The following is a 24,403-nucleotide window of genomic DNA, read 5'->3' on the forward strand; positions in this document are numbered from 1 at the left end:
ATCCTGGGGCTGGACAAGGTCCCAAGGGTCGGGCTGTTCGCCCGTTAAAGCGGTACGCGAGCTGGGTTCAGACCGTCGTGAGACAGGTCGGTCTCTATCCGCTGTGGGCGTAAGGGATTTGAAGGGATCTGCTCCTAGTACGAGAGGACCGGAGTGGACAGACCTCTAGTGTGCCAGTTGTTCCGCCAGGAGCATCGCTGGGTAGCCATGTCTGGCAAAGATAACCGCTGAAAGCATCTAAGTGGGAAACTTGCCCTAAGATTAGATCCCTGTGACCCGTAAGGGTGTAAGACCCCAGATAGACTATCTGGTTAATAGGCAGTGTGTGTAAGCGCAGCAATGTGTTAAGCTAAACTGTACTAATGGTCGAGGGCTTCCTTCCGTGATGCGGAGAACTTGGTACTTTTCAAACATACATCAATGAATGGTCTAAAGACCACATTTGCTATTCAGGAACAATTTTGTGAAATTGTCCCTTGGTGATTTGAGCGACGTGGGTACACCCGGTCCCATACCGAACCCGGTAGTTAAGCACGTCAGCGCCGATGGTACTTGGAGGGCGACCTCCCGGGAGAGTAGGTCATTGCCAAGGGGCTTTTCTTTTTAATATATTACGTGCGGGATTTCTTTCGTATGTAGCATGTTGCAGCCTAAGTTCGTGTTTTCAAGGCTGCGTGTGCGATGTTTGAAAATTTTCATGTAGAAAGTAGGTGAATTTCATGGCTTCAGTAAATTTACGTAATGGTGAGTCGCAAGACTCCTTACTCAAGCGCTTTCGCAAGAAAATAGTTAAAAGCGGTATTTTAAGCACTATCCGCAACAAGCGCTGGTTTGTATCCAAAAGCGAACAGCGCCGAATGGCGAAAAAGAAGGCGATCCGCCGCATAAAGCGACGCGCCTTTAAGGATAACGAGTAAGAAGAACAGGCAGGATGTGTGTATGACAAAAGAAGAAGGCAAAATCAAGGTCGATGGTCTTGTGATTGAGGCGCTGCCTGGAACACAATTCCACGTGCGGCTTGACAATGGACATGTAGTGCTTGCCTATCTTGCGGGCAAAATGCGGAAACACTATATTCGCATTCTCCTGGGAGATCATGTGTCCATGGAGATGTCACCTTATGACATGACACGCGCCCGAATTACTTTTCGTCAGCGTAAGAATGCCCCTTCCGCTCCTGTTCAAAGTTAATCATCCGATTGCGATTACCAAAGTCCTCCGTGAAAGCGGGGGACTTTTTGTTTTCGCGGACTCGCCCATTCGAACAAATGCCACGTGCAGAATCTTCTCAGCCCTGCACGAATCGTGTATAATGCCGAAAGTAGACTTGGCTGTGGAATTGTCTTTTCCCACAGGTTAAAATCAAGGAGTATTGAAGCGTAATTTTTGATCGTTCGGTCATTGAGTTCGTTTCAGGTTTTTGATGAAGACCTTCGGCTGAGTCTGTACGACAGCCGATTTTCTATTTCTTTGAGAAAAGCAGGTAAATCTCGTGGCTTCAGTAAATTTACGTAATGGTGAATCTCAAGATTCTTTGCTCAGGCGTTTTCGTAAGAAAATAGTTAAAAGCGGTATTTTAAGCACCATTCGCAACAAACGCTGGTTTGTGTCCAAAAGCGAACAGCGGCGAATCGAAAAGAAGAAGGCAATCCGTCGCATCAAACGACGTTCTTTCAAGGAAACTGAATAGATCGAGAGGTGTGTATGACAAAAGAAGAAGGCAAAATCAAGGTGGATGGCTTGGTGATAGAAGCGTTACCAGGTACTCAATTCCGTGTGCGGTTGGACAACGGCCATGAAGTACTGGCTTACCTCTCCGGCAAGATGCGCAAGCACTATATCCGCATTTTGCTTGGTGACCGTGTTGCGCTTGAAATGTCTCCCTATGATATGTCGCGTGGACGCATCACCTTCCGTCAGCGCAAGCAAGCTCCCGCGGCTCCTGTTCAGGAATAATCCCCGTTTATTTTCTTCCTGTAATCAAAAAGGCTTCCACTTCGGAAGCCCTTTTGATTTAACCTGCCCATCCTCATGGCAACTCGCGCCATGACCCCAATACTTTCATATAGTTGGCTCGCTCAAATGCTGCCGGCTCGCGGACATTTTTCTGGGACATGCTTCCCTGCATCTGCTCGATGGACTCGTATTCCCGCTCCTTCATCCACTCTTCCAATTCGCTCAAGATTGGACCGATAGCCTGCTCGCCACGATGGAGCAGATTCGAAGCTGTCATCGCCACCTTCGCCCCAGCCATCATGGATTTGATAACGTCCTTCGCAGTGTGTACTCCGCTTGTGAGCGCGAAATCTGCATTGACCTTGCCATACAAAATCGAGATCCAGCGCAAGGGCAGACGTAAGTCTGAAGAGGTACTCAGGTCCAGGTTGTGGAGGATGTCCAATTCATCCAGGTCGAAATCGGGTTGGTAGAAGCGATTGAAAAGCACCAGCCCGTTTGCGCCGGCATCGACAAGCCTGCCTGCAAAATGAGGCAGGCTTGTGATGAACGGACTGAGTTTCACAGCCAGTGGAATCTTGATCGCCGCGCGGATCTCCGCGACCAGTTCTGCCTGTGCAGCCTCCACATCTTCGCTTTTCAAATTGGGGTCGGTAACCAAATAGTAGAGATTTAATTCCAGCGCATCTGCACCAGCATCCTGAATCTTTTTTGCGTAACTCGTCCAGCCGCCCTTTGAAACGCCGTTCAAACTGCCGATGACGGGAATACTCAAGGTTTTCTTAAGCGCAGATAACTGGTTAAGATATTTTTCTGGACTGATGCCGTACAAGCCGCCGTCAGGCAAATAGGATCGGGCTTCGGAATAGGAGTCGGAATTACGAGTCAGGTAATGGTCCTGTTCGAGCGATTCGTGAGTGATCTGTTCCTCGAAAAGGGAATACATGACGATGGCTGAAATCCCTGCCTCCTCCAACTTGCGTGCCGTGTCTAGTTTTTTTGAGAGGGGAGAGGCCGAAGCGACGAGCGGGTTCTTTAATTTCAGACCAAGATAGGTCGTGGAAAGATCGGTCACGGCTTTTTCTCCTCGCTGCCGTTCCCATTTCCATAATGCATGGACGCCATCTGCTGATAGAGAGTCCAGCGCGCTTTGGCATCCTGCTGTGCTTCCGACATTAATTCCTCGGCGCGATTTTCATCCAATTGTGTGAGCATCTTGTAGCGTGTTTCGTTGTAAGCATATTGTGACATCGGGATGCTCGGTTCCTTGGATTCGATGACAAGCGGGTTTTGCCCCTGCTCAACCAGGCGCGGATCGTATCGATACATGGGCCAATGACCGGACTGTACCGCGAGCTTTTGTTGTTCGAGGCCTTTCGCCATATCATAGCCATGCGCGATGCAGTGGCTGTACGCGATAATGAGTGAAGGCCCATCATAGGACTCGGCCTCGATCATGGCTTTGAGTGTTTGCTGATCGTTCGCGCCCATGGCAATACGTGCCACATAGACATAACCATAGGACATCGCGATCAGGCCAAGATCCTTCTTTGGCATACTCTTGCCGCCCATGGCGAATTTTGCAACTGCCGCGCGCGGCGTGGATTTGCTGGCCTGCCCGCCTGTGTTTGAATACACTTCGGTATCCAGCACCAGGATATTGACGTTTCGGCCAGATGCCAGCACATGATCCAAGCCGCCGTAGCCGATGTCATAAGCCCAGCCGTCGCCACCGATGATCCACACACATTTCTTCACGAGGCTGTCTGCAATGCTAATGAGGTCTTTCGTGCGGCTATCGTTTGATTTTCCAAGTTTGCTCTTTAATTCAGCAACACGTTCGCGTTGCGCTTCGATGCCCGTTTCATCGCTTTGATCTGCATTCACGATTGCATTCACCAAATCTGCGCCAAGCTCTTTTTCAAAACTCTTTAGCAATTCAAGCGCGTACTCATTTTGCTTATCAATCGTCAGGCGCATGCCCAGGCCGAATTCCGCGTTATCTTCAAACAGCGAGTTGGACCATGCTGGCCCGCGGCCCTTTGCATCCACAGCCCAGGGCGTGGTGGGGAGGTTGCCGCCATAGATGGAAGAACAGCCCGTTGCATTCGCGATCACCGAGCGGTCACCAAAGAGTTGCGAGACCAGTTTCACATAAGGCGTTTCACCGCATCCCGCGCACGCGCCGCTGAACTCAAATAACGGACGGAGCAGTTGTGAATTTTTGATCGTGGAAGGATTAAACAACTTCCTGTCCATGTCTGGGATATTCATGAAGAAATCCCAGTTCTTTGCTTCGGCTTCGCGCAAGGCCGGCTGCGGCGCCATATTGATCGCGCGTCGTCCCACCGTGCGTTTATCCTTCACAGGGCAAACTTCCACACATAAGGTACAGCCTGTGCAATCCTCGGGCGCGACCTGCAACGTGTATGCCATGCCCTGCGAAAATTCCTTGAACTTCGACGGCATGTGCTTGAAGGTTTCAGGCGCATCCGCCAATAATTTTTCATCATATACTTTATGGCGAATGACCGCATGTGGACAGACCATCACGCACTTGCCGCATTGAATGCACAAATCCGCATCCCACACTGGGATTTCAAGCGCGAGATTTCGTTTTTCCCATTGTGTTGTGCCAAGTGGGAAAGTGCCATCCACTGGAAAAGCGGATACTGGGATATTGTCGCCATCGGAGTTGATGATTTGCCCGAGTACATCGCGGACAAAGGCAGGCGCTTCAGCCGGGACCGAGAGTCGGCGCGTCGTCTTGGACGTTACCTTCGCCGGAACTTTGACCTCAAAGAGATTCTCGATGGTCGCATCCACAGCCTCGAAATTTTTCTTGACGACAGCTTCACCGCGTTTGCCATAGGTCTTTTCAATGGCATGTTTGATCTCTTCGATGGCCTGCTCACGCGGCAGGACGCCAGAAATGGCGAAGAAGGCCGTCTGCATGATGGTATTCATACGCCCGCCCATGCCTGTCTTGTCGGCGACATCGTAACCGTTGATCACGTAGAACTTGAGTTTCTTCTCGACGATATCTTTCTGGACTTCCACAGGTAGGTGGTCCCAAATTTCATTGGGACCGTACAAGCTGTTGAGCAGGAAGGTACCGCCGGGCTTTGCATACTTGAGCATATCCACACGCTCAAGGAAGGTGAACTGATGGCAGGCGACAAATGTAGCTTCATTCATTTCGATCAGGTATGGCGCACGGACAGGTTGGGGCCCGAAACGCAAATGAGACATGGTCACCGTACCAGACTTCTTCGAGTCGTAATAGAAATAGCCCTGGGCATAGTTATCGGTCTCTTCACCGATGATCTTGATCGAATTCTTGTTTGCACCAACGGTGCCATCTGAACCTAGGCCAAAGAACACACAACGCACCGTTTCTTCAGGTTCGATCTTAAAGGAGGAATCTACCTCAAGGCTGGTGTTTGAAACATCGTCATTAATACCCACTGTAAAGTGGACCTTGGGTTCGGTTTTCTTCAATTCATCCAGCGCGGCTTTTGCCATTGCTGGGGTGAATTCCTTCGAGGAGAGGCCATAGCGCCCTCCAATAACTTTGATGCCGGGGCGGTTGGCTTCAACGAGAGCATTGACCACATCGAGGTAGAGCGGCTCGCCGGAAGCACCTGGTTCTTTTGTGCGATCAAGTACCGAAATGCCTTTTATGCTCTTTGGCAGCGCCTTCACGAAGTGCTCAAATGAGAATGGACGATATAAGCGCACACGTACCACGCCGACCTTTTCACCTTTTGCAACGAGATATTTCACGGTTTCTTCGGCTGTCTCGCCGCCGGAGCCCATTACAACGATCACGCGTTCAGCATCGGGATGACCCGTGTAATCGAACAGGTTGTAGTGGCGGCCCGTGACTTTGGCGAACCTGTCCATCATTTCCTGAACGATACCGGGGGTGGCAGTATAGTAGGGGTTGGACGCTTCACGCATCTGGAAATAGACATCGGGATTCTGGGCCGAACCGCGTAATACGGGATGCTCCGGGGAGAGTCCGCGTGCTCGATGAGCACGTACCAGGTCATCGTCCACGAGAGAGCGGAGTTCTTCATCCGTAAGTTGATAGATTTTTGTTACTTCATGGGATGTACGGAAACCATCAAAGAAATGCAGGAAGGGGATGCGCGACTTGAGTGTGGCCATTTGTGAAATGGCGGCAAAGTCGTGAGCTTCCTGAACTGACCCGGAAGAGAACAATGCCCAACCAGTCTGACGACATGCCATTACATCCTGATGGTCGCCATAAATCGAGAGAGCATGTGCCGCAATGGCGCGCGCCGCCACGTGGAAGACGGTGCTGGTGAGTTCGCCCGCGATCTTATACATGTTGGGGATCATCAACAATAAACCTTGCGAGGCAGTGAAGGTAGTGGTGAGCGCGCCTGTTTGCAACGCGCCGTGGACTGCGCCAGCCGCGCCGCCCTCAGATTGCATCTCGATAACCGCAGGGATCGTGCCCCATAAATTCTTTTTGTCCTTGGCTGACCATTCATCCGCGAATTCACCCATGGCGGAAGAGGGGGTGATGGGGTAAATGGCGATCACCTCGCTGAGACGGTGTGCAACAGAGGCAGTGGCTTCATTGCCGTCGATCGTAACGATATTCTTATTCATGCTTGCTCCTTTGAGAACAGGTTAATAACCTGATTAATTCTTCAAGGTATAAGTGTATCCCCGTTGCGGACTGGCAGTTAGTTATGTTCGGCTTAAATATGCGTGCATGTTGTCATATATTGGACAGGATTTGTGGGAATAAAAAAACGGCGGTTATTAGCCGCCGTTTCAGAATTTTATGCTTGTGGAATTTCTTCCAGTGAGTAAAAGATTTTTGCACCTTTTTCCTTGGCCACATTTACCATTTGATCTGCGCCAGTGGATGCACCTCCCACACGAAGAACGGCATCGCATTTATCCAACAACCTGACGGCGATGGGATGAAAAATCTCGTTGAATGCATCATCGCCAATTTGTGTTGAGCCAGCCAGTGCAACCAGTGGAAGTGCAAACCATTCACCCAGCACGGGGATATGTCCCTTGCGGAAGATGGGCAAGGCAAAGGATTCCATTAAGTGAACATTTGCCTGTATTTTTTTGGGGTCATCATTCGTGCCGGAACGATAAGGGCCCGCAATGAGTATCATAAGTGGTTTGTTCGGCATATGCTCTCCTTTAAGATTCTTCTAAAGAGTATTGTTTTTTGGAGATAGGGAAATAGCGCCAGAGTTGAACGATCAATGTTCCGATCCCAACAAGGATGATGCCTAATATCTGTCGGAGGCTAAGGGGCTCATCCAGAAACAACCATGCCATGATCGCAATTTGTGGCAACATGGTTCCATTGATAATACTGGATTCAACCGCTGTCAGAGTTTGCAGGGTCCTATTCCAAAGGGTGAACGCGAATGCGGTGTTGACGAGCGCGAGCCAGACAATGATCATCCATTGTTGTGTGTTCAAGGTTCCAAAACCCTGGGTTGTGTAACCAATCGCTAGTAATAAAGAGCCACCGATACCCATGCTGACGACTGTAACGATAATGGGTGGTAGTTTGCTGTTTAAATTCACGTACCTTCCATAAATTGCAGACCCTGAATTTGCCAACAGCCCGATCAGGGCGGCCAATAAGCCCAATATTTGCCCGGTTGGCGTGGATAGCGGCAGGAAATAAATTATTGCACCAAGCACGGTGAGGAAGATCCCCACCCATTGCATGGCTGAAGTTGATTCATGTTTGTTGATGCTTCCGTAAAAAGCAACGAGAACAGTGGAGAAGTTCAGGATCAATGTCAGGGTTGCGGCAGGTAGTAATGATAGGCTCACAAACTGTGCACCTTGTGTGATCGTGTAAAATGCGAGCCCAAGCACAGTCAATTTGCCCCAATTTTGAATCGTTAAATTTCGGAGAATATTGAAGTTGACAGGATTAAAAATAATGAATGGGATCAGGCAAACAAACGCAAGTGTATATCTTAATCCAGCAAAGGTGATCGAGGGCAGGTCAGCTTTCAGCCCGATCTTGATCAATATCCAGGAAGTTGACCACAGAAACGTCACAAATAAAGCTTGAGCAACAGCACTAAGATGAGGCTTGTTTGGCGGTAGGTTCTGCATGTACTATCATCATTATTTCAAATATTCGTCCAAATATGGTCTCGCCAGCAACAAGGCCGCCAATGACTTGGCATCCGGCATATCACCGCGTTCAGCCATGGCAATTGCTTCCTTTATGGGGATTTTCTCAATGGATAAAAACTCATCATCATCCGCCTCAAGTGGATTTTCTTTTAAGTCTGTAGCCAGGAAAACACCCATGAATTCTGTGGAATATCCGGGCGCAAGATAAAACTCACCAACTTTCTTAAGCAAGCCTGCTTCCATGCCCGTCTCTTCGCGGATCTCGCGTGCGGCACATTCTTCAAAAGGCTCATCGCCGTCGCGTGTACCTGCGGGCAATTCGAGCAATTCCATGCCTGCCGCGTGGCGGTATTGACGCACGAAAAGCAAATTACCCTGATCATCCATGGGGATAATGACGACAGAGCCGCCGTGATCCACAATATCGAATTTTGTTTCGCGTCCATCGGGTGCTTTCATATAATCACGGCGGATCGTGAAGGCACGCCCCTTTAATAATGTTTCGGAACGAAGCAATTCAAATGGCATGAGGCTTTTCCTTTTGAAAATAAAAAGAAAAAAGCCCAGGCATATGACCTGGGCTTTTTTCTTTGGATATTACGGTATCTTCAACTGCTGCCCAGCGGTCAAACTAGCTGAAACAGAGATGGAATTTGCCGTTGCGATTGCGGCTGGCTCAACATCACCGTACTTGCACGCCACCCCGTAAACCGTTTCATCGCTTGATACAACCGTGTAAGTGGCCGGGTGAGCCGTAAGCGCCCGGTCAAAGGGAAACACTCCGCTTTGAGGGATCTTCAAAACCGTTCCAGAAACAAGGCTGTTTGCCTCAGCGCTGGTCAGACCGCTAAGTGCGAGCAACTCATCAGGGTCTACATTGAAGCGGCGCGCAATACAATATGGAAACTCACCTTTTTGCAGAATATAGGTGGTTGGCCTTACACCAGGAATGGAAGTGGCGGCAGCCGGAACTGCGTTGGTGGGTGTGCTAACGGCATTGGTCGGTGTGCCGGGAGTGTTGGTTGCTGGAGCAGGTGTTACAGTGCCAACCGCTTGCGGGGTAAGGACAGTACCAGTAGTAATTGCTTGTGGCGTACCGGGGGTGCCGCCTGCTGCGGATGTTTGTGCAGCCGAAGTCTGCTTGGCGAATTCCTCGATCATTGCCATTGGGTTTTCAACAGAAGGGAAGGGCGAAACGAACAACCCGGTCGGGATCAAGGTCGGCGTTGCGGCGGGTGCTGCAGATAAAGATTGCGTGCAGGCAGAAATCAACATTGTCGCTACCACAAAAATGAAGATCACCAGCAAGCCGCGTTGTTTGTTGCTCATAGATTCTCCTCTTTCAATATAATCAACGAAGGATGGTAGCACATGACGTTTAATGCGTCAAGCGGTACATCATGGATTGCAATTAAAAGGCAAGATTATTGATTCGATAACGCTTTCGCTTCCCACTTGACCTTTAGCCTGCACCTGTTTCCAGACAGTGCACAAGCCTCGGCGCATTCGCGCATCCTCAGCCAGCACCATAGTGGACAGGTCTTCAGCGGTTTTGAAATCACCTGTCAGTGCATAGGCTTCGATAAATATCAGCCACTCGTTCTGGTCTTCTGGTTTGAATCCTGGTGCAACGGCTTCATTTCCAAGTGATACCATCTGTTCATAATTCTTATTCTGCTGGGCAAGTTCTGCCTTTGCAAAATAGTAGCACCATTCGTGCGCAGGCTCAGTGAAGAAGACAGGCGCGGCAGGTGTATCTGTTTCTGTGATGATGCGCGATAGGTCGGAAAGTGGGATTGCCTTCGTCAGTACTTCTGGCAAATTGGCATAAATTTCCTCATCACCACGCGCAGGGTCGAGCACACGCAGGCAGCCATTAATTGGCATGTAGATCACCACCGCATTCGACGTGGAACTGTGGAAGTTAATAGTGCGGTATGGATAGTTAATATCAATTCCTGGTTCCAGCGCGGGCAATGTGGAGCCGCCAATTCTTTTTTCAGTGTAAAGCAATATATAAGGAAGGTCGGAACGGGTGTATTTAGGTGCATACATCCAATTGATGGGCGCGGTGAACGAGAGATCGGTTTCATAGTCAATCGGCATCTGGTGGGTGAGCAGAACGGTATTCGATTCCAGGGTAGGCATACGCCAGGCCATTTGCCAATAGATTTCCCCTTGCTTTTCCCAATCTCTGCGGAAGATATTGGCGTTGAAAAATTGCTGTCCGATGCCGAGGGAGATGAGCACGGCATAGGCATACATCTTGATGCACTGATTTTTAACCAGCAGTTCCACCAGCCCGATGGTTAGTAGACTCCCTCCGATCATGATGGAGATCATGAACCTGTCAAATGAAGATTGCAATGTCAATGGAAGACCTGCGGCTAGAGATGGCAGCCGACCCAGCAATATTCCAATGATGCCAATGAGGATTAGTGAAACCGAAAATGACCTTTCATCGCCTTCTTCCGTTTGCGCGAAGCGGAGAAGATAAGGCGTAAGCAATGCCAAGGAGAGCGCAACCAGGCTGAGGGTTAAGAGTGAAGCGGGCGCGGGCAGGGATGAAAATGTCAAAACGAGGACTTGTATCCAAATGTAGAATCCCGCTTTCCAAACTGCATCCAGCGCTTGGGTCAAAAAATAAATCAGGTTCGGTGATTGCGTGGCTGTGACCTCGTAGGAGGTATACGGGCCGAATCTGTAATAGTAAATGAGCCAGGCCGCGTTGAGAATCCAGATCAATAAATAAGGCCACCATACTTTTATGGTCTTCTTGAATCGCTCGATTGGATTTCCTTGAAAAAAGAAAAATAAAAAGAGAAACCGCAAACCTTCAAGGCCAAAGAAATATTCTGTTGGAAAGATGCCGCATAGTTGCATGAGCAATGCGATGATTGTGTAAGTGATGGGTCTTTCAGATCTTATCGCTTTGAAGGTGAAGCCAAATGAAAGCAAATAAAAAATAAATGGGATGAGTTCCTGGTTGATATGTGTGAGCGCCACCCAGTGCTGGCTATACCCAGGAAAAACTAAAATGAAAAGCGCTGCAATCAATCCGATCCTTGGTTGAGTTGGCCAGATCTGTTTGAAAGCCCACCAGGTTGTGATGCCGATAATGAAGCGAATGACCAGTGCAAAGATTTGCCAGTAGAGTGGAGCAGGCGGAATTAAACTTGTTGTGAAATAAAAAATGGGACCGAGAAACGGACGAAAAGGTGCGAAGGCTGTGTTGAACTCAGCGGGGCCAAGGAATTTTGCGATCCATGCAAAGGGCCAGTCGTCCCAATAAAAACCTGTGAAAGGGAGCAGCAAACCATAGGCAGCGATGGTAATCACCGCAAAAAGAAGAGATGTGAACTTTTGTGATTTGATGAATTGCAGCATGTATGAAATTATAACAACAGGGGGCTGGTTATTGAGACAATGGGCGCGTGATTATTTTATTACTCAGTTTGCTTCCTGCGCCGTCTCGGCGCAGGAATTAATCAGAAAACGCCGCCGAGGACTGCGGCTGGAGCTAATATGTGTATGGCTATTTTATTACTGCAAAGATGTTAATCGCCTGAAGTTTCCCCTCGAATGTGGTCACACCCAGGTCTTCCACTTGAATGTTTCCCGGTAGTTTTGTGCGAGTGGATCTGTCGATCAGGATCGGTTTGCCCGCCAGCTTTGTATGTTTCTCTATGCGCGCGGCCAGGTTGACAGCATCGCCGATGCAAGTATAAGTTGCGCGGTGTTCCGTTCCAGTGAAGCCCGCCACCATTTGACCAGTTGCAATACCAATGCCGATTTTGATGCTCGGCCTATTTTGCCTGGCTTGCTGCTGATTGAAGAGTTCGAGCATCTCCTTCATTTCCAGTGCGGCAAACACAGCACGCTCACAATGATCTTCATGGGGAACAGGAGCGCCAAAGATCGCCATCAGCCCATCGCCGACGATCTGATTCACCGAGCCACCATGGTTTGTAATGGCATCGAACATCAGTGCGAAGTAGTCATTCAACATTTCGATGATCTGCGCGGGAGGGTTGGTCTCGGTGATGGATGTGAAGGAACGAATATCCGCGAACATAACTGACGCGTCTACAAATTTCCCACCCAGTGAAAAGCCCGATCTCAGCAATTCTTCCGCCACCTCCTTTGTTGTGAAAGTGCGGATCAGCTTCCGCTGTTCATCGCGCAGGTGTTTTTTCTCAAGGCTGGCGTTGACGCGTGCCCTCAGTAAAATGGGATTGACAGGTTTATTGAGGTAATCCTCCGCGCCCAATTCGATGCATTTGACCACGCTGTCCAACTCATCCAGCGAGGATGTCATGATAATGGGAATGTTGCGCAGTTCAGAATCCTGTAAACAGGTTTCTAGCACCTGATAGCCGTCCATTTCGGGCATTTCGATATCCAGTAAAACCAGATCGAAAGAGTCGTCGGCACGCAATTTTTCCAGCGCTTGCCTGCCGTTTTCAGCCGTCTCTATCTGGTGACCGAGTTGCTCAACCCCGCGGGCCAGCAGGATACGGTTGACTTTGTTATCATCCACAATCAGCAGATGACCTTGCTTATGGGGCGACGTCATGCGCGCATTCCCTTTAATTCTTCCACAGTTTGGGCAAACGCTTCTTTCAGGACCTCAAGCCTGTCCCCGATATCCAGATTGTTTTCCCGCCCCATGCCTTCCAGTTCCTTCGCGAGGGATGCCAGTTCGACTGCGCCAAAAGTATTGGCGTTGGATTTCATGGAATGTGCGTTCCTGCGAAATGACTCGGCATTCTTCGACTCCAGCGCGGCTTGCATGGCATCGAGCATATTCGGGCCATCTTCGAGGAAGGCATCGATCAATTCGTTGATGAAATCTTCACCGGATAATTGTTTGAGTTCTTCAAAGGTCGCTTTGTTGATTGATGACATCATGTCTCCAAGTAATCTGGAATCCGCCAGCTTGCTGGCGGTGCGGGAGCAAGCTCCCGCAATCCAGAGATTATTTCCTCTCCACCTTCATCAACGCTTCCACCAATTCGTTGACCCTGATCGGCTTGCTGACGTAATCGTTCATGCCTGCCGCGATGCACATTTCACGGTCACCTTCCATGGCGTTGGCGGTCATGGCGATGACATGAGGCTGTGTGACCTTCGTCAACTTGCGGATGTTTCTGGTGGCATCCAGCCCGTCCATCTCGGGCATTTGGACGTCCATTAATATAACATCATATTTTTGCCGTTCGATGGATTCTATCGCCTCAATGCCGTTTGATGCAACGTCGGCACGGTAGCCCATTTGCTCAAGGATGCGCAAGGCAAGTTTTTGATTCACGGCGTTATCTTCGGCCAGCAGGATGCGCAAGGGATGATGCTTTGCCATGTCCGCATCCATGACGGGTTTCGTAGTTGGTTGAGGCTTGGGGGTGACAAGGCTGCTCGAGAAGAGACCAGCCAGGGTGTCGTAAAGAGCCGAGGGTTTTAGCGGTTTGGTCAGATATGCAGAGAAGTTCAATTCATCCGCACCGAGTTCACGCCTGCCAAGAGAGGTCAAAAGGATGATGGGCAGGGACTTATCATCCCGCAATTTGCGGATCTCGCGTGTGAGCATCAGGCCGTCGAGTTCGGGCATGTGCATGTCGGTGATGATGAGGTCGAAGGGCTCGCCATCCTGAATCCATTGCAGGGCTTCACGCGGAAATTCCGCTTCGCGCGAAGTCACGCCCCATTTTTCGGTTTGAAGTTTGAGGATGCGGCGATTGGTGGCGTTATCGTCCACAATGAGCACGCGTTTGTTATGCAGTATGGATTGTATGCCTTTGATATCGCGCGCTGTTTTGCGCTCGGTAACTTTTGCAGGCTCGGCTTGGATGGTGAAGATAAACTTTGACCCCTTGCCAATGCCTTCGCTTTCGGCGTGCATTTCGCCCCCCATCATTTCGACTAAGCGTTTGCTGATGGCAAGCCCCAACCCTGTGCCGCCAAATCTGCGGGTGGTGGATGAATCAGCCTGTGAGAACGATTGGAAGAGACGCGACATATGACTCTCTGAAATGCCGATGCCGGTGTCGCGGACGGAGAATGTCAACGTAGTAGCGACTTCAGTCGCTTTACTCTTTGAACGACTGAAGTCGTTGCTACCTTTCTTGACTGTAAGTACCACCTCTCCCCTCTCGGTGAATTTGATGGCATTGCTAAGCAAGTTGATCAGAATCTGACGTAGGCGCGTTACATCACCTATGATGCCTGCGGGCACATCGTCATCCATGATGTAGGCGATATCGAGTCCTTTTTCGATGGCGCGGCCGGCCGTCAGGTCCAATGCGGATTCGAGGCATTCGCGCAAATCGAAGGGCTGATGCTCCACATCCATCTTGCCCGCTTCGATCTTGCTGAAGTCCAAGATGTCGTTGATGATCGCCAGTAGAGCATCGCCCGAATTGCGGATGGTTTCGGCATAGTCGTGCTGTTCTTTGTTTAACTCGGTGTCCATCAGCAATCCACTCATTCCGATAACAGCATTCATCGGCGTGCGGATCTCGTGACTCATGGTGGCAAGGAAGGAACTCTTGGCCTCGTTGGCTTGTTCGGCTGCGGCGCGCGCTTCCTGTGCTTCTTTAAAGAGGCGCTGAGTCTCATCGAAGAGGCGCGCATTTTCAAGCGCGACGCTCATCGAGTTGGCGAGAGTTGTCAATAAGCGCAAGTCCGATTCATCGTAGGCATTCTCACGGTCAAGGTTGGCGATGCCAATCATGCCTTTGATTTCCCTGCCGACCATCAACGGCACATACATGCCTGATTTGTATTCTTCCTCGTTCTCAAGTACCTTACCGCCGAGAGCGCGGTATTCTTCAAGGTTGCGATAAATTATAGGTTGAGGGCTGTCGATCATTATTTTTGCCACGTCGGTGAAACCATGGGTGTCAATTGGGAAGCGTTTTTTCAAAAAACAGTAGGGGGTATCCTGCATTTCTGTTTCATGGTCGAAGAGATAGATGGCGGTTCCCTGCGCGTGGAAGATGTCGCGTATCTTGTCGCCGACCAGATCGTAGATCGCCTGCACATCGAGCTTGGACGCCAGTCCGTCTTGCACGCTATTGATGATTTGTAATTCAGCGGCGCGTTGTTCAGTCTCCTTGAGCAGACGTTGAGTCTCGCTAAAGAGGCGGGCATTTTGAACGGCTGTGCCCATGTTGGCCGCAATGGTTTCGATCAGGCGTATAAACGAATCAGAATAAGCATTCTCATTTTCAAAATCCTGAACAGTGATACCGCCCACTAATTCCTTGCCTGCCAGCATGGGCATCATAATAAATGATTTTGGAATTTCATCTCCAACTGTCAGGTTCGAGCCTATCTTATCCCAATGCGATGCCACATTTTGGTTTAAGACCAGTGCCCGCCCCATTTTCGCGGCACGTAAGTTGAAAGGATTCAATGGCGAGGGCCCTACGCTGATCTGCTTGCCATGCGAAAATGCATATGGGGCATGTAAGACATTACTCTGCTCCTCGTAGATGCCGATCCCTATATTCTCAACATTCAACGATTGTCGCAGCTTATCGCCCACACGAGTAATCATGGTCTGCAGGTCGATCTCTTCTGTAAGGGTCTGCCCGACACTGTTGATAATGGAGAGTTCGGTAGCGCGCCTCTCGGTCTCGGCAAACAATTGCGCATTTTGCACTGCGATCACCGCCTGACGCGAAAGACCGTTCAGAAACTCCAATTCAGGCTCGATGAATTCGTTTCCCTTCCCATGTCTCCAGACAGCCATCAGGCCCTTGAGTTCATCGTTGGCAAGCAAGGGCACAGCGATAAGATGTTCATTGGAAATTTCTTCGGTTCCTTGAATCAAGATGGTGCGCGGGTCGGCGTTGGAATCGTTCACGATCTCGCCGACTTTTGTTTTTGCAATGTAACCCAGCAAACCCTCGCCTGACCTGACGATGTCGTTGCGAAGTTCCTCCGCTTCCTCTCCCACAGCAGCGATGGCGCGGAATGTATTTCCATCGCCTTCGGGGAGGAAGAGCGCGCTCAAATCGCCACCCAATAAATCTTTCGCGTGGGTGGCAATGCCTTCCAATACGGTTTCGGCGTCCAGGCTGGCTGAGATATCACGTCCCACCTCCACCAGCGCAGACATTTCACGCGCGCGCCTTTGTGTTTCAAGATAGAGTCTGGCGCTTTCAATCGCGATAGCAGTCTGACGTGCAACGCTTACTAGGAAATCAAGATCAGATTGTGTGAAGTGTCCATCTGCCCAGGGCCGCCAAGTAGTAATCAAACCGATGATATGACCGCGTGAGATCAGCGGTGCAGACATCAAGCTCTCTTCCTCTTCATCCTCTTCAGGTGTCCCTGGGATGTGAATGCGGCGCGGGTCACGTTGCGGATGATTCACAAATTCAGCCATACCAGTCTGCGCGATATTTCCAGTAATGCCCTTCCCCAGCATGATAGGCGTGGCTTTGATCTCGTCTGTAAAGGTGCCAAGCGCTACGGGAGCGCTGAATAAATCACCATCACGCAGATAAATGGCAATATCGCGCACGCGTAAAATATCCTTGGCGTGAGCGGCGATTCGTTCGAGCACGGGTTCCAGCTCACGTGAAGCGGCGATGTCGTTTCCGATTTCTGCTAATGTGGCCATCTCACGCGCGCGGCGTTGAGTTTCGGAATGCAGTTGCGCCGTATTAATGGCAGAGCCGGCATTGGCGGCAATGGTTGTCAGCAGGCGCAGGTCATCGTCATTGAAGACCCCTTCCGCCGTTGTGCTTTGCACGCTCAACACACCGATGGTATCTTTGCCCGATTTAATTGGCACGCCAAGATAAGAAAGAGCCTCCTTGCCTATGAGCTTTGTGCCTAATTCCCTTCGGCGTTCTTCGATATTCTTGTTGATCAGCAAGGGTTCACTGGACTCGATAATCCTGCTGGTCAATCCTTCGCCAATTTTGCGTGGAACCATCTCTTCGCCGAATTGATAGGGAAAGTGGATCAGATTCGTCTGCGGATCGAGCAATGCCACGTAGACGATATCCGCCTTGAAGATCTCCCGCATCTGACTCCCGATGAGCTGGATCATGTTATCGAGGTCTGTTTCTGCCACTAAAGCCTGACTCACTGTGCTGATGGCGGAGAGTTCCTGCGCGCGCTGTTCCGTTTCCTTAAGCAGGCGCTGGGTTTCATCGAAGAGGCGTGCGTTTTCAATAGCCACACCCATGTTGGTGGAAAGAGTTTGCAAAAGGCGTAAATTATCTTCATTGAAGGCATTGGGCCTGTAACTTTGCACATCCACCGCACCTAGCACCCGGTCACCTACCATGATCGGCACACCCAGATAGGAGTGTACATCTTGATCGTCAACAGGCGAGGTGACGTAAGAAGCTGCACCGTGCTCATCCATTTCCTGTGCTGAGTTCAACAGGAGCGGCTGGCGGGTAAGAATGATTTTGGATGTGAGCCCTTCGCCCAATTCCCAGGGCGGTTCATTTTCAAAATATCTTTCAGAATAACTATAAGTTAAGTGGACCAGGTTTGTTTTTGGATCATAGAGCAGAATATCCGCGATCTCGGCATTGAAGATTTCACGGACCTTATCGCCCACGTTATAGGTTACGGTGTGTACATCGAGGGTTCTGGTGAGGGCTTCACCCACACTGTTGAGAATGGCAAGCTCTGCGTTACGTGATTCAGTCTCTTTGAGCAGGCGCATGGTCTCGTTAAACAAGCGGACGTTTTCAATGGCAATCGCCGCCTGGTTTGCAAAAGTTGAAAGCAGCGTGATCTGCTTCTCTGAGAATGGAGATACCTCGTTACGGCGCACTACAATGGCTCCGATGGCCTCCCCCTCACGCAGCATGGGCGTGACGAGAGCCGTCCGGTGCCCGAGCCGCTTCTGAAGTTCAACACTCTCCGAATACTCAGATTTGGAAAGGTTCTTCATGTCTTCAATATGGATCACCCTGCGCTCCAGCACCGCCCGGCCAGTTACCAGTCCCGGTATAAGCGGTAAGGACTCTCCATCCTTTAGAGCAGGCAGGGGCCCAACGTGAGTCACCTGGCGCAGAGTATTTCCATCCACGCTATAGATTTGCACATCATTGGCTTCACATAGCCGCGCGGCATTCTGCGCAACAGCATCAAGCACAGGTTTGATATCTGTGGGTGAGCTGGCCATCACACGCAGAATTTCGCTCGTGGCGGTCTGCCGTTCCAATGCCTCGGTAGTCTCGCGGTTGCTCTTCTGAACTTCGTTGAAGAGACGGGCGTTTTCGAGCGCCACGCCCATATTGTTGGCAAGTGTGGCTAACAGGCGCACACTATCCTGGTTGTAGGCGTGTTTTGTATATGTGTGAACTGAAACCACGCCGATCACATTTTCACCCACGATAATGGGAACACCCAAATAAGATTGTGTGATCGTTGGATTCACTTCAACTGCTTCGGGCGGATAATAAGCCCCGAATGCGGTGGCCTCTTCTGCGGTGCCAAGCACCAAATGCTGGCGAGACTTGATCACACGCGATGTAAGCCCGGTACCCAATGGGAAGGGTTCGACGTTTTCCAAATACTTGCCCTCATCCCATTCGAATACGGGCACGATCATGTTCGATGTGTTATCCAGCATCAGAATGGAGGAGGCATCCGCCTTGAAAATCTCCGTGACCTTATCGCCGACTGTGCGGGTGATGGTCTGCATATCCAACTGTTGCGACATAGCCTCGCCCACACTATTGATGATGGCAAGTTCCTGTGCCCGCTGTTCGGTCTCTTTAAGCAGACGCTGGGTCTCTTCAAAGAGACGGGCATTTTCAAGCGCCACGCTCATGCTGGCCGCAATGGTCGAGAGCAAACGCACATCGGAATCGGTAAAGGCATTTTCCGTATCTAGGTTTTGCAGGCTGATGATGCCTGTCACTTCATCCCCAACGATCATGGGCACGAAGAGCAGGGATTTGGGCTCCTCGCCTTCCAATACAGGTTCTTCCCCGAGGTCTGTGACAAGCTGCAGATAACCGTGATTGATCAACCACGGTTGGCGGGTCTCAACCACTCGCTGACGGAATTTGTCGATGGGCACAGCTCTCTCAAAGTAAATGCGTTCGCCGCGCTCGATCAGATAACGATGATCGATCTCACTTCTCGAAGAATCGTACAACGAGATCAAGGTGGCTTGCGCGTTAAAAATTTTCATAACCTTGTCGCCGATCAGATCAATGATGGACTGGAACTCAAGTTTTGAAGCCAAACCCTGTTGCACGCTGTTGATCACGGCCAGTTCTGCGTTGCGTTCCTCGGTCTCTTTGAGCAGACGTTGGGTCTCATCGAAGAGACGTGCGTTTTCGAGGGCAACGCTCATCGAGTTGACCAGAGTCTCGAGCAGGCGCAGGTCGGCATCGGTGAAGGCATTTTCGCGTTCGGAGTTTTCCAAGGCGACTATTCCCAGGAATTCCCTGCCCTGTAGCAGCGGAACATAGATACCTGAGATTGTTACCTCCGTGCCTGGAACAGTGATGGAGTCAACGGCTTCGTATTCCGCACGTGTTTTGAAAATTAGTGCTGCGCGCGTATCGATGATCCGCCTGAAAAAAGGCCCCGGGTGTATGGGTGCATAGGTTATGCGGACTCCTCGTTCCGCTGCATAAAGTGGAGAAAATAAGTCTGTTGTCGCATCATATTTGGCAATGTTGATAGATTGTGCATCGAAGATTTCGCGGAGTTTGCTGCCAACTAATTCGATAATAGCTTGGTAATCAAGCTTTGATGCAAGACCCTGCTGCACGCTGTTAATGATGGCAAGTTCTGCAACACGTTCCTGCTCCGCTTTGAAGGATTGCGCATTTTGAAGCGCCACGCTCATCGCGCCAGCGACTGTCTCCAACAAACGGACATCAGATTCGCTGAATGTCCGTAGCCCATCCATATCCTGAATGGAAACGCCGACCCAAATATCCGCATCCTTATTTCTGTAGACGGTTGTAGTCATAACCGAAAGGGGGATTTCACCTGCGGGCACTTTGTAATCCTGGTATTGGGAGGCATATTGCGGGAAATTACCATTGTGGACGAAGGGTTCATCCAACCCGATCAGATATTCGTGCAGTGAGTTGAAGGGGACGGTGAGCGATTCGAATTTCTGCCCCTTTTCAAAGTTGTACTCGACCGTGGTCATTCGCTTTTTGAAGCTGGCGGAATAAATGGAGATCGTTTGCGCATCGAATATCTCGCGCAGTTTTTCGCCAACCGCATCGTATATGCCGCGAAGGTCCAACTCGGCGGCGAGGGCGCGTTGCACCGCATTGATTATGGCTAATTCGGCGTTGCGTTCTTCGGTGATCTTGAGCAGACGTTGAGTCTCGTCGAAGAGGCGCGCATTTTCGAGGGCAACGCTCATGGAGTTGGCGAGGGTTTGAAGCAGGCGCACATCCGATTCACTAAAGGCATTCTCGCGATCGACATTTTGAAGACTCACGGATCCTTTGACCGTTTGTTCCACGATCAAGGGCACAATCACATGGGATTTTGGCGCTTCTGTACCCGGTACGATGGTGATGAAGAAACCCAACTCACGCATAATTTGTTCCCAATTTTGATTGATAAAGATTGGGGCTCGTGTACGGATCAGATGGAGATGTCCTGCTGATAATGGATAGGGATCATTGAAAAAAGGTCTTCCTTTCTCGATCCCATAATTTAAAATACTTAATTTCCTGTCTTGATCGAATGTGGCGATCGTCACAACCTGCGCATCAAACACTTCACGGATCTTATCTCCCAGCAAGTTATAGATGGCTTGGATCTCCAACTTGGATGCCAGCCCTTCCTGCACACTGTTGATGATAGCGAGTTCGGCGGCGCGCTGTTCGGTCTCTTTGAGCAGACGTTGAGTCTCATCAAAGAGACGCGCGTTTTCGAGGGCAACGCTCATGCTGTTGGCGAGTGTTTGGAGGAGTCGTACATCCGAGTCGCCGAAGGCATACTCTTTTTCCACAGCATGGATGCTAAGCGCACCGATCATCGCATTTCCAACGCTGAATGGCACGCCCAAAAACGATTTGCCAACCGAGTATCCTTCCGGTGGGATTGCATCATGTGCAAGGATTTCCTGCTCTGTGCCGAGATTTAGCGGCTTCGTTGCCAACAGAATGCGGCGGGTGATACTCTGCCTCTCTCCAAATGGTTCATTGGGATTTTCGATTCGCTTGCCATCCAAAACCCAGTAGGGCCACGAAATCATTTCCGACGATTTATCGTATAGCGCAATAAATACACTTTCGGCTTTAGTGGTCGCGCGGACTCGTTCACCTACGAGATTAATAATGGATGGGAAATCCAGTTTCGAAGCGAGTCCCTGCTGAATGGAGTTGATGATCTGCAATTCGGCGACTCGTTCTTGTTCCGCTTTGAAGAGGCGTTGAGTTTCATCGAAGAGCCGCGCGTTTTCGAGCGCCACGCTCATACTATTGGCGAGAGTTTCCAATAATCGAACATCCGATTCCCCATAAGCATTTTCGCGCTCTGAATTTTGGAGGTTAATTCCGCCAATTACCTCACCTCCGACAAGAATTGGAACGCATAGATACGATTTCATCTGGCTTTCGCCATCGCCAATGGATACAGCGCCAAGTTCCTGACTGCGACGTTCCAGGTCATTATTAATTAGGAGTGTCTTTCCTGTTCGGTTAACAATCGCCGCGAGCCCTTGATCCAAAGGGAATTCCCCTGAATACACTTTCCCTTCATCTTTATCGAACATATAGGGGATGCGGGTTAAATTGTGTTCACGGTCAACAATGCCAATACCGACAACGCCTTCATTCGGAAAGATCTGACGCAACTTGTCTCCGACCGCTTGAATTACGCCTTGATAATCCAACTTGGATGCAAGCGCTGATTGCACGCTGTTAATGACCGCCAGTTCAGCGACGCGTTCCTGCTCGGCTCTGAAAAGCCGCTGGGTCTCATCGAAGAGGCGCGCGTTCTCAAGGGCGGTTCCTAACGATGCTGCAATAGTGGTCAACAAACGGGTTTCGGATTCACCAAAGGCATTCTCACGTTCATAGTTTTCGATACCAATCATGCCAAGCACGTGGTCGCTGCTAATGATGGGAACGGCGATGTAAGATTTTCCCTGATCAGTACCGGGTAGGGCTGTTGCGTTCAGTTTTGCATAATCAGCAACGGAATTGAAGATAATAGGCTGACGCGTCTTGACCATTGACTCAAACATTCCACCAGAAGTAGGCGGTTGGGATGGAAGAACGAGCCGCTCCCCATGTTCATAAGAGTAAAGATAGTGAAGGAGGTTCGCTTTTTCGTCATACCAGGAGATGCCAAGATCAGGAGTGTTGAACACCTCACTCAACTTATCGCCGACCAGATCGACAATGGCTTGGAAGTCCAGCTCAGCGGCGAGTCCCTGTTGAATAGAGTTGATGATCTGCAACTCGGCAATGCGCTGGCGTTCGGCCTCGAGCGCGCGGGCGCGCGTCAACGCGGTGGCAATATGCTGGGCAACGAAAGTCAGCACATCAACGTCTTGTTCTGAATAGCCAATCCCTTTGGTGTAACTTTGGATACAGACCGCGCCTAGAATTGCCTTGCCCGATTTGAGTGGAACAATGATTCCATCTTCCGCCCTGGCGCCGATGAGTTCAACGGTTTTGGATTCAAAAGCCTGCGGGGCATCGCGCCTGGAATACAGCGTTTTGCCCGTACGAATCACATACGACGTGACACCTTTATCACCCTGTGATAGGCGTGGTTTCCATATCGTTTCGCCAGTGTCTTTTTCATCTGCATGATAGGGCCAGGTAATCAAATCAGTTTGATTGTCATAGAGTGCAATAAAGAAATTCTCCGCATACATCAACTTCCCCACGATCTTATGTAGTTTCTTGTAAAACGCCCCCATGTCCTTCACAGCGCTGGCGGCATCCGCAATCTCATATAGCGCCTTCTGAATTTTCAACTGGCGTTTCATATCAAGTTGATCAGATTTTGTTGTTGTAACGCGTTGAGATTCGCCCCTCGCTTCTTTACGCACCTTCGCCTGCTGCACCTTAATCGGCTTTTTCAAGGCTGGCAGCTTCTGTTTCCCCTGCTTAACAGCTTTACTGGTGGATGATGACTTTTTTGCCATACCCGCACTCCTCTATCCTCTGGTTACGATGGATGTATGATACAGCCCACGTAAACTACCGTCAATAGGACGAATGTGGTGGGAATAAAAAGACCTATCCATTTCGGAGAGGTTCGCCACATGCAACACCGTAATGAAAAATCTTCTTAGCCGATCAATGACTTTATGTTTTGAATTGGAGTTTGCGGAACCAGATCACAGCCAGGCCAAACCGCATCCACCCCCGCCTCTTTCGCCCTGGCAACTGCCTCACCGACTTGAACCTTATCTCCCCGCCACAGCGTCCCTACGGGATCGATATTCCCAAACAACAGCTTGTCTTTTAGCAGGGCGCGCGAGGCCGCGAGATCATTCGTCTGGTCTACCGAGATCGCATTCGCCCCAGTTTGAGCCAGCATATGCATGGATGTATTTGTATTCCCGCACACCGATAACACACGTGGACTTGGTAAATTTTCATGCAGCACTTTCAAAGCTGGCAAAACAAATTGCTCGAACTTTGCAGGCCCAATAAACCCCGGTGATCCGCCCATCTCGTGGATGGTAATAAAGTCTGCGCCTGCGTTTCGATAGGCTTGACCGATTTGAGAGAGAAAAGAAGAAAGATGAGAGAGGGCATCGATAACAACTTGCGGCTCTTTCTTCATTTCAATAAATAGATTCTTTGGGTTGCAAAGATACAAAAGCAAAGTGTACGGACCCGGTATCATCCCTGAAATCACCACATCTTTACCAATATCACTTTTTGTCAAATCGATTGCTTCGCAAATTATCGGCAGCCTTCCCTTCATCCAATCTCTAATCTCTGGTTCTCTAATCCCTTCTGTTTTTTCAACTAACGCCTTCATCACCTGTGGAAACTGGAACTCCCCGCCCTCATAAAAATTCAACTCTGCGCCCAATGCTTCGGCAGGCGCGCAAAGATCCAAGGGCAATGTGGCCGATGACATTCCCGTCAGCCGAAAGGTGCTCGCCGCCGCCTTCGCCATCTTCCCCGCATCCTTATGGACTTCGTGAAAGACCAGCCCTTCACTTTCCAATCCCTCAGCTGCAACATGGATCAACCCGCTGAATGTTGGCCCTGTGTCATTTTTTTTACCAGATAATAAATCTAAAATTTTTTCACGTTGAGTCATGAGGGGGTCTCGACGATCAACA

Annotated in this window: 15 protein-coding genes and 2 rRNA genes; 6 read left to right on the plus strand and 11 right to left on the minus strand. The window is 50.0% G+C overall.

Annotated elements, in window-relative coordinates; all coding sequences use genetic code 11:
* From AC14M5_RS20625 to infA (AC14M5_RS20650), 6 genes are all read left to right on the plus strand, one after another.
* Positions 1-382: ribosomal RNA gene (locus AC14M5_RS20625) — 23S ribosomal RNA — on the plus strand; the annotation flags it as partial.
* 93 nt (positions 383-475) lie between these two features.
* A 5S ribosomal RNA gene (gene rrf, locus AC14M5_RS20630) occupies positions 476-592 on the plus strand.
* A 127-nt stretch (positions 593-719) separates the two neighbouring features.
* On the plus strand, positions 720-917 hold the full coding sequence (gene rpsU / locus AC14M5_RS20635; protein WP_484031602.1) for a 30S ribosomal protein S21: 198 nt from the start codon (positions 720-722) through the stop codon (positions 915-917).
* A gap of 22 nt (positions 918-939) precedes the next feature.
* Positions 940-1,191 (plus strand): translation initiation factor IF-1, encoded by a 252-nt coding sequence (infA, locus tag AC14M5_RS20640; RefSeq protein ID WP_484031603.1) that lies wholly within the window; start codon positions 940-942, stop codon positions 1,189-1,191.
* A gap of 301 nt (positions 1,192-1,492) precedes the next feature.
* The gene (gene rpsU / locus AC14M5_RS20645; protein WP_484031604.1) at positions 1,493-1,690 is read left to right on the plus strand and encodes a 30S ribosomal protein S21; all 198 of its coding nucleotides are present in this window, start codon (positions 1,493-1,495) and stop codon (positions 1,688-1,690) included.
* Between the two features lie 14 nt (positions 1,691-1,704).
* Entirely contained in the window at positions 1,705-1,956 is a 252-nt protein-coding gene (gene infA, locus AC14M5_RS20650) for a translation initiation factor IF-1 (RefSeq protein ID WP_484031605.1), read from the plus strand.
* A 73-nt stretch (positions 1,957-2,029) separates the two neighbouring features.
* On the opposite strand, the gene AC14M5_RS20655 is transcribed toward infA (AC14M5_RS20650), so the two are convergent.
* The 11 genes from AC14M5_RS20655 to AC14M5_RS20705 form a co-directional block, all read right to left on the minus strand.
* Positions 2,030-3,031 carry a dihydroorotate dehydrogenase-like protein gene (locus AC14M5_RS20655; RefSeq protein WP_484031606.1) on the minus strand — a complete coding sequence of 334 codons (1,002 nt, stop codon included), beginning with the start codon at positions 3,029-3,031 and terminating at the stop codon, positions 2,030-2,032.
* Positions 3,028-6,600: a pyruvate:ferredoxin (flavodoxin) oxidoreductase gene (gene nifJ, locus AC14M5_RS20660; RefSeq protein ID WP_484031607.1), complete on the minus strand. Its 3,573-nt coding sequence runs from the start codon at positions 6,598-6,600 to the stop codon at positions 3,028-3,030. Before nifJ ends, AC14M5_RS20655 begins: the two co-directional genes overlap by 4 nt.
* 176 nt (positions 6,601-6,776) lie before the next feature.
* Entirely contained in the window at positions 6,777-7,145 is a 369-nt protein-coding gene (locus AC14M5_RS20665; protein ID WP_484031608.1) for a DUF4406 domain-containing protein, read from the minus strand.
* 10 nt (positions 7,146-7,155) lie between these two features.
* Entirely contained in the window at positions 7,156-8,097 is a 942-nt protein-coding gene (locus tag AC14M5_RS20670; protein WP_484031609.1) for a DMT family transporter, read from the minus strand.
* A 12-nt stretch (positions 8,098-8,109) separates the two neighbouring features.
* Positions 8,110-8,649, minus strand: coding sequence for an NUDIX hydrolase (locus tag AC14M5_RS20675; protein WP_484031610.1), 540 nt, complete (start codon positions 8,647-8,649; stop codon positions 8,110-8,112).
* A gap of 69 nt (positions 8,650-8,718) precedes the next feature.
* A complete protein-coding gene (locus tag AC14M5_RS20680; protein WP_484031611.1) occupies positions 8,719-9,450 on the minus strand; it encodes a LysM peptidoglycan-binding domain-containing protein in 732 nt (243 codons plus the stop codon).
* Between the two features lie 69 nt (positions 9,451-9,519).
* A complete protein-coding gene (locus AC14M5_RS20685) occupies positions 9,520-11,508 on the minus strand; it encodes a hypothetical protein (protein ID WP_484031612.1) in 1,989 nt (662 codons plus the stop codon).
* 148 nt (positions 11,509-11,656) lie between these two features.
* A complete protein-coding gene (locus tag AC14M5_RS20690; protein WP_484031613.1) occupies positions 11,657-12,697 on the minus strand; it encodes a response regulator in 1,041 nt (346 codons plus the stop codon).
* On the minus strand, positions 12,694-13,029 hold the full coding sequence (locus AC14M5_RS20695; RefSeq protein WP_484031614.1) for an Hpt domain-containing protein: 336 nt from the start codon (positions 13,027-13,029) through the stop codon (positions 12,694-12,696). Before AC14M5_RS20695 ends, AC14M5_RS20690 begins: the two co-directional genes overlap by 4 nt.
* Positions 13,030-13,099: 70 nt before the next feature.
* Positions 13,100-23,245 (minus strand): GAF domain-containing protein, encoded by a 10,146-nt coding sequence (locus tag AC14M5_RS20700; protein ID WP_484031615.1) that lies wholly within the window; start codon positions 23,243-23,245, stop codon positions 13,100-13,102.
* Between the two features lie 146 nt (positions 23,246-23,391).
* Entirely contained in the window at positions 23,392-24,381 is a 990-nt protein-coding gene (locus tag AC14M5_RS20705) for a uroporphyrinogen decarboxylase family protein (protein WP_484031616.1), read from the minus strand.
* Between the last annotated feature and the right edge of the window lie 22 nt (positions 24,382-24,403).

The organism is Candidatus Villigracilis sp. (genome assembly GCF_057083605.1).

What these genes read in the sequence shown, in the direction of transcription:
- AC14M5_RS20690 (WP_484031613.1), bottom strand. Translation starts at nt 12,697, where the DNA reads ATGACGTCGCCCCATAAGCAAGGTCATCTGCTGATTGTGGATGATAAC.
- AC14M5_RS20700 (WP_484031615.1), bottom strand. Translation starts at nt 23,245, where the DNA reads ATGGCAAAAAAGTCATCATCCACCAGTAAAGCTGTTAAGCAGGGGAAA.
- AC14M5_RS20685 (WP_484031612.1), bottom strand. Translation starts at nt 11,508, where the DNA reads ATGCTGCAATTCATCAAATCACAAAAGTTCACATCTCTTCTTTTTGCG.
- AC14M5_RS20675 (WP_484031610.1), bottom strand. Translation starts at nt 8,649, where the DNA reads ATGCCATTTGAATTGCTTCGTTCCGAAACATTATTAAAGGGGCGTGCC.
- AC14M5_RS20695 (WP_484031614.1), bottom strand. Translation starts at nt 13,029, where the DNA reads ATGTCATCAATCAACAAAGCGACCTTTGAAGAACTCAAACAATTATCC.
- AC14M5_RS20670 (WP_484031609.1), bottom strand. Translation starts at nt 8,097, where the DNA reads ATGCAGAACCTACCGCCAAACAAGCCTCATCTTAGTGCTGTTGCTCAA.
- AC14M5_RS20665 (WP_484031608.1), bottom strand. Translation starts at nt 7,145, where the DNA reads ATGCCGAACAAACCACTTATGATACTCATTGCGGGCCCTTATCGTTCC.
- infA (WP_484031603.1), top strand. Translation starts at nt 940, where the DNA reads ATGACAAAAGAAGAAGGCAAAATCAAGGTCGATGGTCTTGTGATTGAG.
- nifJ (WP_484031607.1), bottom strand. Translation starts at nt 6,600, where the DNA reads ATGAATAAGAATATCGTTACGATCGACGGCAATGAAGCCACTGCCTCT.
- AC14M5_RS20705 (WP_484031616.1), bottom strand. Translation starts at nt 24,381, where the DNA reads ATGACTCAACGTGAAAAAATTTTAGATTTATTATCTGGTAAAAAAAAT.
- rpsU (WP_484031602.1), top strand. Translation starts at nt 720, where the DNA reads ATGGCTTCAGTAAATTTACGTAATGGTGAGTCGCAAGACTCCTTACTC.
- AC14M5_RS20680 (WP_484031611.1), bottom strand. Translation starts at nt 9,450, where the DNA reads ATGAGCAACAAACAACGCGGCTTGCTGGTGATCTTCATTTTTGTGGTA.
- infA (WP_484031605.1), top strand. Translation starts at nt 1,705, where the DNA reads ATGACAAAAGAAGAAGGCAAAATCAAGGTGGATGGCTTGGTGATAGAA.